Source organism: Saccharopolyspora sp. NPDC045941 (genome assembly GCF_056431445.1).
Window position 1 is genome coordinate 133,843 of sequence record NZ_JBWKKU010000011.1, and the last position, 14,690, is coordinate 148,532.

Consider the following 14,690-nt stretch of genomic DNA (forward strand, 5'->3'; position numbering starts at 1 on the left):
GGGTAGTCCTCGTCGTTTGGGGTGCGGCCGGGCGGTGTGTCGGGGGACGTCCACTCCTCCCGGCCGCGCGGCTCGATGCCGCCGCGAGTTGGGGAGGTCGCGGCATCGGGCCGGGTTCTTAGAGCGCGCGAAGGCGCTGGATGATCCGGTCTTTGAGCTCGTGGTCGATTCGGGCCCAGACGGGCGGCTCGGTGAATCGCCAGGCGTGGTTGTCGGTGGTCGGGGTGTCGTCGGGTTCGGGGTCGACTGGGGTGCCGTCGGGCCACCGCATGGGAGAGGTCACCGCGGCCAGCCCTTCATTTCTTTGAGCAGCGCGTTGCAGTCTGGGCATGTCCGGGCGTGAATCCAGTCCATTTCGGACGGATTGGCCAGGGCGAAGGTGTTGCCGCAGAACGCTTCGTCGGCTGTGCGGGCGTCCAGGCGGGTGCCGGCGAAAGCGTGCCGCACGAGGCCGTAGGCGCTGGACTCGTCCGGCACTGGCAACCAGAAGTAGCGCTGCTCTGTCTGGGGCTGGGGCATGAGAACTCCAGTGTTCGGGGGTTGTAGGGGTGACGGGCGGCGCGCGGAGCCCGATGGGGCGCGCGGTGTCGGGGGCACCGCTCGGTCTCGACGCAGCGCCGCCCGCCTCATATGCCCGGTCCGTCCCGTCGGGAGGGGGCACGGACGGCCCGGGCAGGTCTCAGGAGTGCTGAAGGTCGTTGGTACAGGCGAGCTTCCGCATGGCCAGGCGCGAATGTGTCGGGGTGCAGGGGACGGGCATACCACTCTCCTTTATAAGGTGACATCGATCGCATCGAGATCTGGAACACGTTGTCCCGATGATCTAAGCTTGATCTAGAAAAGCTGAATAATCAAGCTGTCGGCACCCATCCGATCGAGTGGCTGTGGGCGATACCCTTCGGGAGGAAGGGACGATCGCCGCGCTTGGCAACGCCGCTCGTCAATCACAGGAGAGGCAGAGCAGATGCCCGCAACTGTTCGCACGGCCAAGAAGCTGCTGCTTGGGCGCGAGATCGCCCACATGATCCAGGAGGCGGGCTCATCGCAGGCCGAGGCGGCGAAACTCATTGAGACGAGTCAGCCGCGCATTGCCAGCCTGATCAGTGGTGCGAGCAGCATCAGCCCCGGCGATCTCGTGCTTCTGGCGTCGAAGCTTGGCTTCACCGATGAGGGCTATCTGGAAGCGCTGCGCGACCTGCGCCGGGACAACCACAAGCGAGGCTTCTGGACCACCGGCCACAACCGCGCGTACTCCGAGGACATCCGGCTACGAGTTGACCTGGAGAAGCACGCTGATCAAATCCGTGCAGTTGAGGTCGAGGTCGTACCGGGGCTACTGCAATGCGAGGCGTACGTCCGGGCGATGCATGCCGATCAGCCCGAGATCAACGGCGTGACGCTGGAAGATCGCATCCAGGCCAGGCTGGCGCGGCAAGACATCCTCGACAGGGACGAGCCACCAATGGTGCAGTTCGTGCTGTCGGAATCATGTGTCCGGCGAGTATGGGGCGACAAGTCGGTCATGCGCGAGCAGATCGACCACCTCATCAAACTCAGCAACCGGCCGAACGTGCACCTACAGATTTTGCCGTTCGACCGTCCGGCCGGTCGACGATCGCCGATTTCGAGTCCGTTCGTGTTGATCCGGGTGCCTTCGCCCGGCGCGGCCGGGCCATTGGAACTGGCATACGTCGAGGGTGCAAACGAGATCCGGTACCTCGACGACAAGAAGGCGCTCAAAGCGTATGAGGCGGCGTGGGCACGTCTCGCGAACGCTGCGTTGACGTTCGCGGAGACCCGTCGGTTCCTGAAGGGCGTTGCCGCCGACTTCGCACGATCGTCCCCATCCAAGTGACACCCAAGGAGATTGCCGATGAACACAGCCCCGTCGTTGGCCTTCGCGGAGATTGACTTCCGGAAGGCTAGTAAAAGCGTTCCTGACAAGGACTGCGTGTGTGTGGCCCGCCGGGATGGTTGGGTTGAGCTGCGTGACGACAAGACGGTGTTCGGCGCGCCGGATGACCATCGGTTGGTGTTCACCGCCGAGGAGTTCGATGCCTTCTTAGCCGGTGCTCGGGAGGGCCGGACCGAGGGGCTGTGCCTGGAGATCACCCGCCGCGACGCGGACGGCATGCACGTGTTCCGCCGGCGCGGCTGGGCAGCCGTCGAGCTGGTGTTCACCGAAGCCGAACTGCTGGCGTTCCAGGACGGCATCGCCAACCGCGAATTCGACGCAATCGCTTACGCCGCATAGGTTTTCCGCTGTCGCCGTCGTGTGAAGCCGTGAGTGTTTTGGGGCGTTATGGCACTCCAAAACACTCACGGCCCCTGACCTGCCGGAACGTCGCTCCAGTCTGAGTGAACGGCACTTTCACACCCCCGCCCGGGATCGATTGAACCGGATGCCGCTCGGCATACGTGTGCTGGCCAACAGGTCCGTGCACCGACAAGGCAGTTGGAGGAACCCCGTGACCGAGCCCGGCAGCTGGAGCGAGTTCGAGCGGATGGAGCAGCGGAAAGCCCAGGATGAGCAGCTGATCCGGGAGTGGGAACGCGCCAACGGCAGCGAGCATGTGCGGCACGTGCGCAACTTCGTCGAGCACGTGCGCCGGGACATTGGCGTCAACGGCGTCATCGGTCAGGTTGACATCAAACCGGTCAAGGGAGGGATCGAGGTCGTCGCTGGGTATCGCATGGAGTCGGACCCGGTCGATGGTCTGCCAACTTTGCGCCCGTCGGTGTCGAGTCCGGATTCGTCCCGGCCAGACCGCGCTGGCGCGGGCGCCTGCGGGGTGGGTGAAGTGAGCACGCCCCTGATGAAGAATGCCGAACCGCTGTCTGACCTCGTGTTCCCGGGTGGGGCGGCGACGCAACCGGACTGGGATGGTCCAGGCGGTGCGGGCGCGGTCGCCGATGTCGCCGATGTCGAAGGTCAGCAGGCCAGTGCGACTGGGTGGAGCGGGCCCCAAACCTGATCAGTCGCAGGTCCCGCAGGAGGTGGCCCCGTACCAGGCGTGCACGGCGGTGAGGTGCGTGTAGCCGGCGTAGCTGTCGTGCACCAGCACCCCGGTGAACTCCGCGAGGCCGCCGCCAGCATCGAGGGAGAGCGGGAAACCGCACGGCAACGAGACGATCCGCGTTACCCCTGATGGCGAGGTGAGCATTAAACTTCCCGCGCCGTTGGCCGCCTACGCCAACAACTCATGCTCAGTCTCTAGCAACGGTTTCCTGGCTAACGGGCACTCAGACGCATCCGCAGCGATCGTGGGGCGAGGACGGCGCTGGGAGCGGCCCGCACGGCACGTGTGGTGTGCCGGAGCTCCCAGCGGGCCGCGACCGAAGCAAGCGTGAGCACCGCCTGGTTCAGCCCGAAGGTGTCGCCGATGCACCTGCGGGCCCCCGCAGCGAAGGGCAGGTATGCGGTCCGGGGCGGCCTCGCGACGTGGCCGGGCAGCCATCGGTCGGGATCGAAGCGGTCGGGGTCCGGGTACAACCGCGGACTACGGTGAATGAGGTAGGGACTGTAGATCACGATAGTGCCCGCTGGTAGCGGCTGGCCGGCTAGTTCCGCGTCGGCGGTGACGATTCTGGTGAATATCCACCCCGGCGGGTAGAGGCGCAGGGTTTCGGTGATGACGCGGTTCGTCAGCTCGAGAGCGGGGAGGTCGTCGGCTTCCGCGACTCGCCCGCCGAGTACCGCGTCGGTCTCGGCGTGCACTTGTTCTAGCACATCGGGGTGGGCGGCCAGGAGGTGCAGTGCCCAGCTCAGTGTGGTGGCACTGGTCTCGGTCGCGCCCAACAGCAGGGTGACGACCTGGTCCCGGATCTCGGACTCCGTCAGCGCCCTGCCGTTGTCGTCGCGGGCGGCGAGCAGCGCCGACAGGACGTCGGCGTGGTCAACGCCGCTCCGCCGGTACTCCGTGACGCAGGCGTCGACGGCCGCGGCGACGCGTGCCCTGGAGCGTCGGAAGCGCAGGTTTAGCGGGGTGGGCAGATTCTTGAACGGAGGCGGCACGACCAGGTTGCGGAACACGCCACGCACGATGTCGCCGAGCGACTCCTCCAGTGCGACAGCCGCCGGTCTGGCGACGTCGGCGACAAACAGGGTTCTGGACACGATGCGGCTCGTAAGTGCCTGCATCTGGGCGCGCACGTCAATGACGTCGCCCTGCTGCCATGAGTCGAGCATCACGCTGATCTGCTCGGACATCATCCGTGCGTAGTTGGTCAGGCGATCGCGGTGGAACGCGGGCTGCAGCAGGCGACGCTGCCGTCGGTGGTCCTGATGTGAACAGGAGGCCAGGCCGTTGCCCACCACCTCACGGACCTTGTCGAAGGTCGGGCCACCCTTATCGAAAATTCGGTAGTTCACGAGCAGGTGGTGCACCAGGTCCGGGTCGGTCACGACGAACGCCTTCCACGGACCGAGCCTGATCCGCACCAGATCGCCGGCAGCGGGCAGAGACGTCAGAAAGCCAAGCGGATTGCGCGCCATCGCGAGTGCGTGGCCCAGCAGGGGCAGGGCGCCGGGGGCGGTGGCGGGGGTCCAGACAGCAGCTCGCTGGGTAGCCATCATGACATCCTGGCAGATATGTCCACGACGCCAATCGTGCAGTGGAGCTGTTGCCGAGCGGCAAATGGTTGCCCGTTTGCCCTTTTCTTTTTGCCCTTCTGGGGCGACGACCTGTCGATCAGGCCCAAACTCGTCCGCATCCGGCTCCCCGGCGATTCGCTGACGCCCGAAGAAGCCGACCTACGCCAGCGCATCCAGAACCAAGTACTCCAGACCCTCGGGTACGCGGTCCCGTTTATAGATCACCGGAATGCGGCGCTCACGCCGAGCAAGTGAAGCGACACACCTCTGCCTTTCCGGACATCCGCGCTTGGGTCTGTCGGGAAATTCATCGGTGGATGTGGCGAGGCGGGAGTGGGTCGGTGGCTACAGTGGAATCATCAGGTGTTGCCAAGGGTGTTCGTCGCCGGCAACCGGTGGTTGGTGAAGCGACTCCCGAAGGACATTTGTGCCGTTGCACGAGTAGCGGCCGGGCATGTTGATGCCTTGTTGATCTTGTGACGTGTTGGGGTGAGACTGTGGCCGACTTGTCAGCGGTCCCCGTGCAGAAGACGGTTCCGGGAAGGCTTGCGGGGTGGCGTCTGCCCCAGGAGTCGATGCCTGCCGATGCGGCCTATCGGGCGGTGCGGGATGAACTGCGCCCGGATGTACCGCCGCAGTTGAATCTGGCAACGTTCATCACCACTGGGATGGAACCGGAAGCCGAACGGCTGATGGCCGAATTCCTCTACAGCAACACCGTCGACGGCGTGCAGCCATTGCGCACGACTGACTTGGCGCAGCGGTGCGTCGCAGCGCTCGCCGAACTGTGGCACGCTCCCGACCCGGATAGCGCGGTCGGCACGTCCACCGGCGGCTCCAGCGAGGCGTGCATGCTCGCCGGGCTGGCGATGTTGATGCGCTGGCGCTCCCGCACCAGAGGATCCGGCGGGCGGCCGAACCTGGTCATGGGCGCCGCCGTACACGTCTGCTGGGTCAAGTTCTGCGCCTACTGGGACGTCGAGGCGCGGCAAATCCCGGTGGCGGAGGGCGGGTTCGGCATCGACCCGCACACTGCAGCCGAATTGTGTGACGCGAATACCATCGGCGTGGTCACCGTGCTGGGCACCACCTTCGACGGCTCCTACGAGCCGGTACAGCAGGTGTGCGCCGCGCTGGACCAACGGAGTGCCCGCGACGGTGTCGACGTGCCAGTGCACGTCGACGCGGCCTCGGGCGGGCTGGTGGCGCCGTTCCTCGATCCCGCACTGGTGTGGGATTTCCGGCTTTCCCGAGTGGACTCGATCAACACCTCTGGGCACAAGTACGGCCTGGTCGCTCCGGGCCTGGGTTGGCTGGTATGGCGCGACCCGAGCGTGGTGCCCGTCGAGCTCGGATTCTCGATCGACTACACCGGGGGGCGCCTATCCACCCAGACCCTCACTTTCACCCAACCCGCCGCTCCGATCATCGCCCAGTACTACCAGTTCCTCCGCTTGGGCGCCGAAGGCTACCGAGCTATCATGCAACGCTGTCGCGACCTCGCCCGCGCATTGGCCGCCCACCTCAACCAATTCCACGACCTGCGGGTGATCTCCTCCGGCGACGACCTGCCCGTGGTCGCCTTCACCACCGGCGACCACGCCAGTTTCACCGTGACCGAACTCGCCGACCGCCTCCGCCAACGCGGCTGGCTGGTGCCCGCCTACACACTGCCCCCCAACCAGACCAACGTCACCGTCGCGCGGCTGGTCTGCCGCAATGATCTCTCCGACATCCTCGCCCGCCGACTCGCCGACGACATAACCAACGCAGTCACCGCGCTCCGCGCCTACCACGGTGCATCGCGCCCTCGGCAACGCTGCGATGTGCTGCCGCGAGGTTCGGAGGCCGCCCCAATGCTCGAAGAGGGAGGGGACTGAGGCGCGACCGCGGCTTCGCCACGGCGGTCGGCAAGATCGCCGACCGCCGTGGCGAGCTCCGGCGGCTGGCCTCCCTGTAGTCCAGGAAGGGCAAATGCCCGTGTATGAAAGGGCAACGTTATGGGATACCTGGTTGGGCAAATTATAGGGTCCGGACGTTCCCTAAAACTAAAAGCCTGTCGGCGAATGCCGTCCGCGTCTTTGGAAGCGGCGCAGCCGCTTGCATCCGCCTTGCCAGGACGACCATCGGCGGATTCCGAGAGGTGGACGGCCCCTCCGCCGCGTATTTGGGCATACGTAAGGACAACAGGGCTCTAATGAGCTGCGCTACGCCAGCCCGCGTATTGCGCACGACTGACTTGGCGCAGCGGTGCGTCGCAGCGCTCGCCGAACTGTGGCACGCTCCCGACCCGGATAGCGCGGTCGGCACGTCCACCGGCGGCTCCAGCGAGGCGTGCATGCTCGCCGGGCTGGCGATGTTGATGCGCTGGCGCTCCCGCACCAGAGGATCGTGGCGCTGATCGACAACAGCGTGCTGGGCATGGTGCGGCAGTGGCAGACATTGTTCTGGGACAAGCACCACAGCGCCTCGGAGTACCGGCAGGGCACCCCGGACTACGCCGGGCCGGCGCGGTCGCTGGGGTGCGTCGCGTTCCGGTGCGACGACCCGGCCGGCGTCGAGGATGCGATCCTGCGGGCGAACGCGGTCACCGACCGACCCGTGCTGGTGGATTTCGTCGTCAGCGGCGACGAGCTGGTGTGGCCGATGGTGCCGTCGGGCACGAGCAACGACGACATCCTCGTCGCCAGGGACACCCGACCGGAATTCGACGTGGACTGACCACAGTGGACGGGGTCCGCGCCACGCCGTGAGGACCCCGTCCGCTGTGGCCAACCCGGCTCGTGAACCCGCGGCCGGTCGGGACACGTGTCCCAAGCAGTCGCACCCGACCGGCTGAAAGCAGGCCAGTGCGACTGGGTGGAGCGGCCCCCAGTCCTGATCTCTGCACCGCAACCGCGCCGGCGTCAGAAGTGCACCAGCACCCGGCCGTCGTTGTTCGGATCGACCTCTACGGAACGGTAAAGGCGCTTGAGATGCGCCGCACCTAGCATCTTCACGACCCGGTTCTGCAGCGTTGCCTTCCCTTTGCCGACGATGATCTCGGCCATCGGGATCGCTCGCGTGCGGCCCGGAAGATCACGGTGCGCACCGCCTGATCGATGTCGCGGTCGCTGCGGAAGAACGGGTGCAGATCGACCGTGATCTTGTCGGCCATGAAGAACTCCTTCTGAGTACGTGACGGGCGGTAGCGCTGCAGTCGACACCGCGCTACCGGCACATCGGGAAGGCGATGGGGGGTTCATTCGGGCAAAGCCAGCAGCGGGTTCGCGGTGCGATGAACCCTAGCGCTTTGTGTGGCCGTGTCCATGACGGTGAAGGGAGGCACGGTGGACGCGCCGATCGAGGTCGAGCGGGTTCGGCACGCTCTCGTGGTCAGCCGTTCGAAGACTGACGACGAAGCTGTCGCTCTCGCTGAGGCATTGCCGCAGGAACGCGGTCGCACCACGGTGGTGGTCGGCGCGTCGGCGCTGGCCGCAGTGGCGCAGCTCGATCCGTGGGTGGTGGCGGACATCGCCGGGGCGACCACTCGCAGCCTGCGAATCCTTGCGCCGAGCCTGTCGTCGGTGGCCGAGGACGGCTCGCCGTTGCCGGGACGGACATTGTCGGAGTGGCTCGGCGTCGAGGTCGTCGTGCCGGGCGGCGTCCCGCGCACCCTGGCGGACGGGAGCCTGTTCGTGCCCGGCTCCGGCCCTGGGTGGGTCGCCTTCCGTTCGGGGCGGCCGGGTGTCCCGCTCGGGCCACGGCTGCCCAGCCCGGAATGGCAACGCCCGCTGGCCATGCCGTTGCCCGAAGGCGCCACACAGATTCCGCTCGGGCTGTGGGTTCGCGGTCCGGGGAGCCCGGAGCGGCCCGACGACCAGCTGTCCACGCGACCGCCGGACCCCGAGCGGATGTACGTCGTCATCGGCGCTCCCGGCGAGCAAGCTCCGTCACCGGCAGCTGTGGCCGCTGTGTTGCGAACGCTGCCAGACGAGGTGCGTGGGCGCGCGGTGCTGGCGGAGTACGGCGGCTGGGGTGTGGCCAGTGCCGTGGCTGACGAACTTGGCGCGCCGGTACGCGCGGCGCACGGTGTCCCGCTTGAAGGGCGCCCAGTGCTTCTTGACGCATCGGGCCGTCCGTTGTGGCGCCCGTTCGCGGTGGAAAGCGTGTATCTGCCCGGGCGTGGGCCGGTGCTGGACCGTTGGGTCGCGCCAGGCCCTGCGATGCCGTTGGCTGCCCCAGGTTCGTATCGGCTGGCCGATGGGTGGCGGGTTGACGTCGTGGCGCGCGGGCTGCTGGTGCGCCCGGACTCGCAGGCCCCGCGCCCGGAGTGGCTGGCCGAGCCAGGGCCGCACGCTGACCTGGTCCTGGCTGCTGACTGCGCGGTGCCCGCAGAGGTGCTGTCGGCGCTGGACGGTCTGATCCACGGCCTGCCGGAGGATGCGCGGGAGCGCCTGCGGTTCGTTCCCGCATCCCAGCACGCCGCCGAGGCGGTCAACCGGCTCGGTGCGGCACCGGGCGCGGAGCGCGGCGAGCTCGCGCAGGCACCCCAGGCACCCCAGGCGCCCACGGCGCCCACGGCGCCCACTGTGGCTACACCCCCCGTACGTGAGGCACCGCGCGACAAGCGGCTGGTGGCGGGAATCGTGGTGACGACGGACGGCCGGATGCTGCCCGCCGAGCCGATCGTCGCCAGTTCGGTCAGGGACTTCCGGCCCCCGGCAGCACCCGGTGTGATCGGCGCCCCGGTGGCTGCGGAGCCCAGCAAGCCCGCCACGCCGGTCGCGCCCGCCACGGTGTCGGCGACCACGCCGCCGCAGCAGCTTCCGGTGACCCCGGAAGCGGCACGCCCGCCGCAGCAGGTTCCGGCGACCCCGGGAGTGGCACGCCCGCCGCTGGCCGAAGCAACCCACTCGTCCCCCCAGGAGCCTGCGGTACTCCCGAAGACCTCGGCCGGTACTCCCCCGCCGGTCGAGTCTGGCCCGCCAACAACGGGCCAGATCCCCGCCGGTGGGTCGGTTCTTCTCCCACCAGGACCGGCCCACCGCGGGGTTAGGGCTCCGGCGGAGCCGCCGAGTGACAGGCCGATGACCACGGTGGGCCTGCCACAGTGGACCGAGACCGCGGCCGAGCCGCGGCGCCAGCAACCGCCCGCTGACCCGCCTGCCTCGCTCCCGCCGCTGGTCGCCAAGGCCGGACGGGCACCACGGGACACGCCGCCCGCCGACCCGGTAGCCGCACAGGCCGCGACGGTCGCCGCGCCGCCTGAACCCGAAGCCAAGGTCTCGCCGACCCCAGCCCAGGAGCCGGCCGAAGCTCAGGAGCCGGTCGAGGAGGCAGCTCAGGCGGCGGTCGAGGAGCCGGTCGAGGAGCAGGTGCAGCGCCAACCGCGGCGAGAACCGCTCGAGGTACCCGCGGACGCACGCAGCACCCCCGAGCAGCGGAAGAACGTCCGCACCAGCCTCGGCTCGAAGTACGACGTGGCCACCCGCGCGGTCACCAAGCTGCTGTCCGAACGTCCGGGACTGCGGGCCGGCCGGGGCGAGGAGGCCGCGATGCTGGCGGAGCTGGCCGTGGTGCGGGTGTTCGGTGAGGAGCCGGGCGGCGATTACGACACCGATTTCCACGTGTGCCTCGCCAGCGGCCTGCGCCGCCTCCCCACGGTGCGCGCCGTGGTCGTGCGGGGCATCCCCGACGACACGCTGCTGGCGCCGGGCGCGGTGGTGCGGTTGCGCGAGCCGGTGGTGGCGGCTCCGGTGGCGCAGCCGCAGTCGGTCGGCGGGACGGAGGCGCTGATCTGGGTCTCCACCGCCCGTCGTCTCGACGGCCTGGTGCGCAGCGTCGGTGCGGACGAGCTCGACATCTCCGGCGATGTGGTGCTGCCAGGTCAGACCCGGCTCAAGGTGCTGGGCGTGGAGGGCGGCTCGGTCCGCCGGATCCTGTTCGCCGAGGACGGTAGCGACGGCGAGGAAATCCTTGCCCGGCTCCGTGCCGCAGCCAAGGAACGCGCCGACGCGGAGCTGGACGAGCCGGTGTCGGACCGGTGGTACGGCCCGTTGCACGCCGCATAGCCGGAAGGATGATCCGCCGCATGGACGACCTGGCCGACGAGTACGAATCGCCGCGGCTCGCCGTCGATCTGGATCCGCACGAACGTCTCCTTGAGCTGGCAGGCCGCGCCCCGGACGGCTGGCTGGCCGTTGCCCGCGAGGTGCTGGCCAGCGGCGACCGGCAACGGCTCGACGAGCTGGTCGGCGCGCTGCTGCCGCGGCTCGAAGGGCGTCCCGCGGCGCAGTACCGGTTCACGCCGGATGCCGATGGGGCCTGGGACGGGCCTGACCGCGCCGTCGTGGCGTCGGTGCGGGCCGCGCACGGCACGGCGGCATGCTGGGCGACGATGCGCGACGGCGTCGACCGCGTCTACCTGGTGCAGGCCGATGACGGTGCGAATCTGCCGGCCGTCACCATGGCCGTTCAACGGGTTGCCGGCCACCAAAGCGATCCGCGCGTTGAGGTGTTCGCGGCGGGCACCGACCTGCCCGTCTACCACAAGACCGCGCTGCGCTCGGCCGTCCTGCTCTGGACTCGTGAGCCGCCGGCGGAGGTGAAGGTCGCGCGGACGTTCGACGGCGCGTCCGGCGACGGGGGCCCGTGGTTCGATTCCGCGCACGAGCTCGTGGTCGACTCCACCGAGCGGCAACGGCTGCTGGACTTCCTCAGCAGCGGCGAGATCGTTCTGGAGACCGACCTGCGGATGACCGACCTGGTCTCCGGGTCGGCCGGCGCGGTGCCCGCCAGCCTGCGCTCCGATGGCGTGTGGGTGTGGTCGGACGCCTCCCGCTACTACCTCGACCGACATCTGCTGGCGCCGGACGCCGCGCTCGCCGCGCATGCGTTGGCCAGCGGGCGAGCAAGCCGCATGACCCCACTGGACCGCTACCGCGTGTGTTCGATGCTGAACCCGGAGAACGAGGAGGGCTCGCTATGGCGAGCAGAATGACCGGCACGCGGTCGATGCTGGGAGTTTCGCCCAGTGAGCCGGAGTGCTTTCGCACCATCACCGACGCGATCGCCGCGGCGAAGGACGGCGACGTCATCTCGGTGCGGCCCGGCACCTACGCGGAATCGATCGTGCTGGATCGCGACATCACCATCTCCGGTGCGGGAGCACCCGGCCAGGTGCGGGTGGAGGCATCCGGCGATCCGGTGCTGCGGCTCGATGTCGAGCACGCGGCGGTTTCAGGCATTGAGTTGGCGCACCGCGACGGGGAGATCGCGGTGGATCTGCGGGCCGGAGTCCTTGAGCTCGACGAGTGTGTGCTGGCCGCCGAATCCGAGGTCGCCGTCGCGGCGCGGAGCCGCACGGAGCTGAAGGCCCGTGAATGCGAGCTGCGCAACCCGGGCGGCGCGGGCCTGCTGGTGTACGACAACGCCCGCGCCGAGCTGCACGCATGCACGCTCACGTCCGTCTCGAGTACGGCCGTGGTATCTCGTACCGGCGGCACGGCGACGTTGGTGGACTGCGTGGTGACCGATGCCAACAGCGCACTGCTGGTGGCCGACCACGGCCGGAGCACGCTGCAACGCTGCCGGATCGACAAGATCGCCGATAACGCGATCGTCATTGAACAGCACAGCCAGCTGAAGATGAACGACTCCGACATTTCCAATGTGCGGGGTGTGGTGCTGCTCGCGGCGGCCGAATCGATGCCCGTGCTGCGCGACTGCCGGATCAGCGACGTCGACGCGCAGGCCGTGGTGGCGATGCAGAACGCCACGGTCGAGCTGGAGCGGGTGGGGATCGCCAAGGCGGGCGGGCATTCGGTGCAGGTGTTGGACGGATCGACGGCCCACCTGTCGGCCTGCACCTTCACGGACGCCGGGCACGACGCGGTGTCGGCAAGCGCCGACGGCGTCGTGAAGCTCACCGGCTGCGACATCACCGGTGGCGCGGCAGGCGGGGTCGTCGCGGACGGCCAGGCCGAAGCCACGGTGTCGGATTGTCAGGTGACGCGGACGACGGGCCCGGCGTTGTCCGCCCGCGGCGAGGCCACGCTCGCCGTGGACGGTGGCATCCTCCGCGAGTGCGGCTCCGGCGCGGAATGGCACGGGCAGTCCGGCGGCGGGATGATTTCCTGCACCGTCCGCGACAACGTTCGTGACGGTGTCGCGGTGTTCAGCGACGAGCCGGTGGAGATCCGGCGGTGCCGCATCGACGGCAACGGCGACCAGGACACCCGGTTCGAAGGATCCAGCGTCATCTTCGACGACAGCGGCGAGCCGGGCGAGTCGCGCCCGCCGGTGGTCCAGGAGGAGCCCGGTAGGGCCGTTGATTCAGACGAGCCGCAGGACACCGGAGAACCCCGCCACGCCGACGAACTCGACAAGCTGCTGGCCGAACTGGACGACCTGGTCGGTCTGGACGGCGTGAAGCGCGAGGTGGAGACGCTGGTCCGGTTGCACCAGATGGCCGAGCGCCGCGCCGCGGCCGGTCTGCCGTCGCCGCCGATGTCGCAGCACTTGGTGTTCACCGGCTCCCCCGGTACCGGAAAGACGACGGTCGCGCGGTTCTACGGCCGCATCCTGGCTGCCCTTGGTGTGCTCCGGAAGGGGCAGCTGGTCGAATGCGCCCGGCCTGACCTGGTGGCCGCCGTGGTCGGTGGCACGGCGCTCAAGACCGCGGAGGTCTTCGAGAAGGCCCTCGGCGGTGTGCTGTTCATCGACGAGGCATACACCCTGTCCCAGGGCGGTGGCGGCGGTGGCCCGGACTTCGGCCGGGAGGCGATCGACACGCTGGTCAAGCTGATGGAAGACCACCGTGACGACGTGGTGGTGATCGTCGCCGGGTACACCAACGACATGCGGCAGTTCCTGGCCGCGAACGCGGGCTTGTCCTCCCGGTTCTCGCGCACCATCGACTTCGCCGACTATTCCTCGTCCGAACTGGTCACCATCGTCGAGGGGATGTGCCAGAACCACCACTACCAGCTGGAGTTCGAGACCCGTTCCGCGCTGCACGGGTATTTCACGGCGTTGCCGCGCGACAGCTCCTTCGGCAACGGCCGCACCGCGCGCAAGGTGTTCGAGGAGATGGTCGGACGGCAGGCCTACCGGCTCGGCGACGACCGGTCGGTGACCGCCGCCCAGCTGACCCGGCTGCTGCCGGAGGATCTTGGGCCGCTGCCCGGGGCCGCCGTGGGGGCCGGCGCGGGCAAGATCGACGAGGAAAGGGTCGAGCAGCTGCTGGGCACCCTGCGCAGCCTGGTCGGGCTGGCCGAGGTGAAGGCCGAGGTCGCGGCGATGGTCGACCTGCTGGCGTCCGCGCGGCAGCGGGAGGCCGCTGGGCTGCCGTCGCCGCCGGTGAGCAGGCACCTGGTCTTCGCCGGACCTCCGGGCACGGGTAAGACCACCGTTGCCCGGCTGTACGGATCGCTGCTGTCCGCGATGGGCGTGCTGGCGCAGGGGCAGGTCATCGAGGTCGCCCGGGCAGACATGGTCGGCGAGTACGTCGGCCACACGGCGCGCCGGACCACCGAGGCGTTCGACCGTGCCCGCGGCGGCGTGCTGTTCATCGACGAGGCGTACACGCTCTCCTCCGGTGGCAGCCGCGGCAGTGGGCCGGACTTCGGTCGGGAGGCGATCGACACGCTGGTCAAGCTGATGGAGGACCACCGTGACGAGGTGGTGGTGATCGCCGCCGGATACGAGCAGGAGATGGGCGGGTTCATCGCCGCCAACCCCGGTCTGTCCTCGCGGTTCTCGCACCGGGTGCGCTTCGCCGACTACACCGCCGACGAGTTGGTCACCATCTTCAACCAGCACGCCGCCGAGTCCGGTTACGAATGCACTGGGCCGTCCGTGGCGGCGTTGCGGGCGCATTTCGCGGCGGTGCAGCGGGGGAGTTCTTTCGGTAATGGTCGTTATGCTCGCCAGGTTCTGGATGTGGCGATTGCGCGGCATGCTCGTCGGACGCGGGGTTTGGTGAATCCGACGTTGGATGATTTGTGTGTGCTGCATCCTCAGGATATTCCGGGGCCGCCGCAGCCGGAGCAGGTTCAGGGTGGTGAGAATTCGGTTTAGTTGGCGCGAGTGCTGGAAGGGGTGAGCTAAAAGG

Annotated in this window: 14 protein-coding genes and 1 pseudogene; 10 read left to right on the forward strand and 5 right to left on the reverse strand. The window is 68.5% G+C overall.

Going from position 1 to position 14,690, the window contains the following annotated elements:
• Positions 1–118: 118 nt before the first annotated feature.
• Positions 119–271 carry a hypothetical protein gene (locus AC07FN_RS11550; protein WP_177226893.1) on the reverse strand — a complete coding sequence of 51 codons (153 nt, stop codon included), beginning with the start codon at positions 269–271 and terminating at the stop codon, positions 119–121.
• A gap of 8 nt (positions 272–279) precedes the next feature.
• Positions 280–519: a hypothetical protein gene (locus AC07FN_RS11555; RefSeq protein WP_358611856.1), complete on the reverse strand. Its 240-nt coding sequence runs from the start codon at positions 517–519 to the stop codon at positions 280–282.
• A gap of 445 nt (positions 520–964) precedes the next feature.
• On the opposite strand from AC07FN_RS11555, the gene AC07FN_RS11560 reads away from it, so the two are divergent.
• The 3 genes from AC07FN_RS11560 to AC07FN_RS11570 all read left to right on the forward strand — a co-directional run bounded on the left by AC07FN_RS11560 (position 965) and on the right by AC07FN_RS11570 (position 2,975).
• Entirely contained in the window at positions 965–1,855 is an 891-nt protein-coding gene (locus AC07FN_RS11560; RefSeq protein WP_478395563.1) for a Scr1 family TA system antitoxin-like transcriptional regulator, read from the forward strand.
• Between the two features lie 36 nt (positions 1,856–1,891).
• The gene (locus AC07FN_RS11565) at positions 1,892–2,254 is read left to right on the forward strand and encodes a DUF397 domain-containing protein (RefSeq protein ID WP_478395564.1); all 363 of its coding nucleotides are present in this window, start codon (positions 1,892–1,894) and stop codon (positions 2,252–2,254) included.
• 214 nt (positions 2,255–2,468) lie between these two features.
• On the forward strand, positions 2,469–2,975 hold the full coding sequence (locus tag AC07FN_RS11570; protein WP_478395565.1) for a hypothetical protein: 507 nt from the start codon (positions 2,469–2,471) through the stop codon (positions 2,973–2,975).
• On the opposite strand, the gene AC07FN_RS11575 is transcribed toward AC07FN_RS11570, so the two are convergent.
• Complete coding sequence (locus tag AC07FN_RS11575; RefSeq protein WP_478395566.1) at positions 2,976–3,164, reverse strand: hypothetical protein; 189 nt, start codon at positions 3,162–3,164, stop codon at positions 2,976–2,978.
• A gap of 68 nt (positions 3,165–3,232) precedes the next feature.
• Complete coding sequence (locus AC07FN_RS11580; RefSeq protein WP_478395567.1) at positions 3,233–4,576, reverse strand: cytochrome P450; 1,344 nt, start codon at positions 4,574–4,576, stop codon at positions 3,233–3,235.
• 15 nt (positions 4,577–4,591) lie between these two features.
• Between AC07FN_RS11580 and AC07FN_RS11585 the strand changes: the two genes are divergently transcribed.
• The 4 genes and pseudogenes from AC07FN_RS11585 to AC07FN_RS11600 all read left to right on the forward strand — a co-directional run bounded on the left by AC07FN_RS11585 (position 4,592) and on the right by AC07FN_RS11600 (position 7,315).
• Positions 4,592–4,849, forward strand: coding sequence for a hypothetical protein (locus AC07FN_RS11585; protein WP_358611842.1), 258 nt, complete (start codon positions 4,592–4,594; stop codon positions 4,847–4,849).
• Positions 4,850–5,091: 242 nt separating this feature from the next.
• A complete protein-coding gene (gene gad / locus AC07FN_RS11590) occupies positions 5,092–6,474 on the forward strand; it encodes a glutamate decarboxylase (RefSeq protein ID WP_478395568.1) in 1,383 nt (460 codons plus the stop codon).
• A gap of 359 nt (positions 6,475–6,833) precedes the next feature.
• A pseudogene (locus tag AC07FN_RS11595) lies at positions 6,834–6,965 on the forward strand (pyridoxal-dependent decarboxylase); the annotation flags it as partial.
• A gap of 20 nt (positions 6,966–6,985) precedes the next feature.
• Entirely contained in the window at positions 6,986–7,315 is a 330-nt protein-coding gene (locus tag AC07FN_RS11600) for a thiamine pyrophosphate-dependent enzyme (RefSeq protein WP_478395569.1), read from the forward strand.
• Positions 7,316–7,500: 185 nt separating this feature from the next.
• On the opposite strand, the gene AC07FN_RS11605 is transcribed toward AC07FN_RS11600, so the two are convergent.
• A complete protein-coding gene (locus AC07FN_RS11605; protein WP_478395570.1) occupies positions 7,501–7,644 on the reverse strand; it encodes a Smr/MutS family protein in 144 nt (47 codons plus the stop codon).
• Between the two features lie 279 nt (positions 7,645–7,923).
• Here AC07FN_RS11605 and AC07FN_RS11610 point away from each other — a divergent pair, with 279 nt between their 5' ends.
• Genes AC07FN_RS11610 through AC07FN_RS11620 form a run of 3 tightly spaced genes read left to right on the forward strand, consistent with a single transcriptional unit; the run spans position 7,924 to position 14,656 of the window.
• A complete protein-coding gene (locus AC07FN_RS11610) occupies positions 7,924–10,647 on the forward strand; it encodes a hypothetical protein (protein ID WP_478395571.1) in 2,724 nt (907 codons plus the stop codon).
• A 20-nt stretch (positions 10,648–10,667) separates the two neighbouring features.
• Positions 10,668–11,576, forward strand: coding sequence for a hypothetical protein (locus tag AC07FN_RS11615; protein WP_478395572.1), 909 nt, complete (start codon positions 10,668–10,670; stop codon positions 11,574–11,576).
• Positions 11,561–14,656, forward strand: a complete 3,096-nt coding sequence (locus tag AC07FN_RS11620) for an AAA family ATPase (protein ID WP_478395573.1) — start codon at positions 11,561–11,563, stop codon at positions 14,654–14,656. The genes AC07FN_RS11615 and AC07FN_RS11620 overlap by 16 nt, the downstream gene beginning before the upstream one ends.
• Positions 14,657–14,690: the final 34 nt, after the last annotated feature.

What these genes read in the sequence shown, in the direction of transcription:
- AC07FN_RS11605 (WP_478395570.1), bottom strand. Translation starts at nt 7,644, where the DNA reads ATGGCCGAGATCATCGTCGGCAAAGGGAAGGCAACGCTGCAGAACCGG.
- AC07FN_RS11585 (WP_358611842.1), top strand. Translation starts at nt 4,592, where the DNA reads ATGTCCACGACGCCAATCGTGCAGTGGAGCTGTTGCCGAGCGGCAAAT.
- AC07FN_RS11575 (WP_478395566.1), bottom strand. Translation starts at nt 3,164, where the DNA reads ATGCTCACCTCGCCATCAGGGGTAACGCGGATCGTCTCGTTGCCGTGC.
- AC07FN_RS11580 (WP_478395567.1), bottom strand. Translation starts at nt 4,576, where the DNA reads ATGATGGCTACCCAGCGAGCTGCTGTCTGGACCCCCGCCACCGCCCCC.
- AC07FN_RS11550 (WP_177226893.1), bottom strand. Translation starts at nt 271, where the DNA reads ATGCGGTGGCCCGACGGCACCCCAGTCGACCCCGAACCCGACGACACC.
- AC07FN_RS11620 (WP_478395573.1), top strand. Translation starts at nt 11,561, where the DNA reads ATGGCGAGCAGAATGACCGGCACGCGGTCGATGCTGGGAGTTTCGCCC.
- AC07FN_RS11555 (WP_358611856.1), bottom strand. Translation starts at nt 519, where the DNA reads ATGCCCCAGCCCCAGACAGAGCAGCGCTACTTCTGGTTGCCAGTGCCG.
- AC07FN_RS11560 (WP_478395563.1), top strand. Translation starts at nt 965, where the DNA reads ATGCCCGCAACTGTTCGCACGGCCAAGAAGCTGCTGCTTGGGCGCGAG.
- AC07FN_RS11615 (WP_478395572.1), top strand. Translation starts at nt 10,668, where the DNA reads ATGGACGACCTGGCCGACGAGTACGAATCGCCGCGGCTCGCCGTCGAT.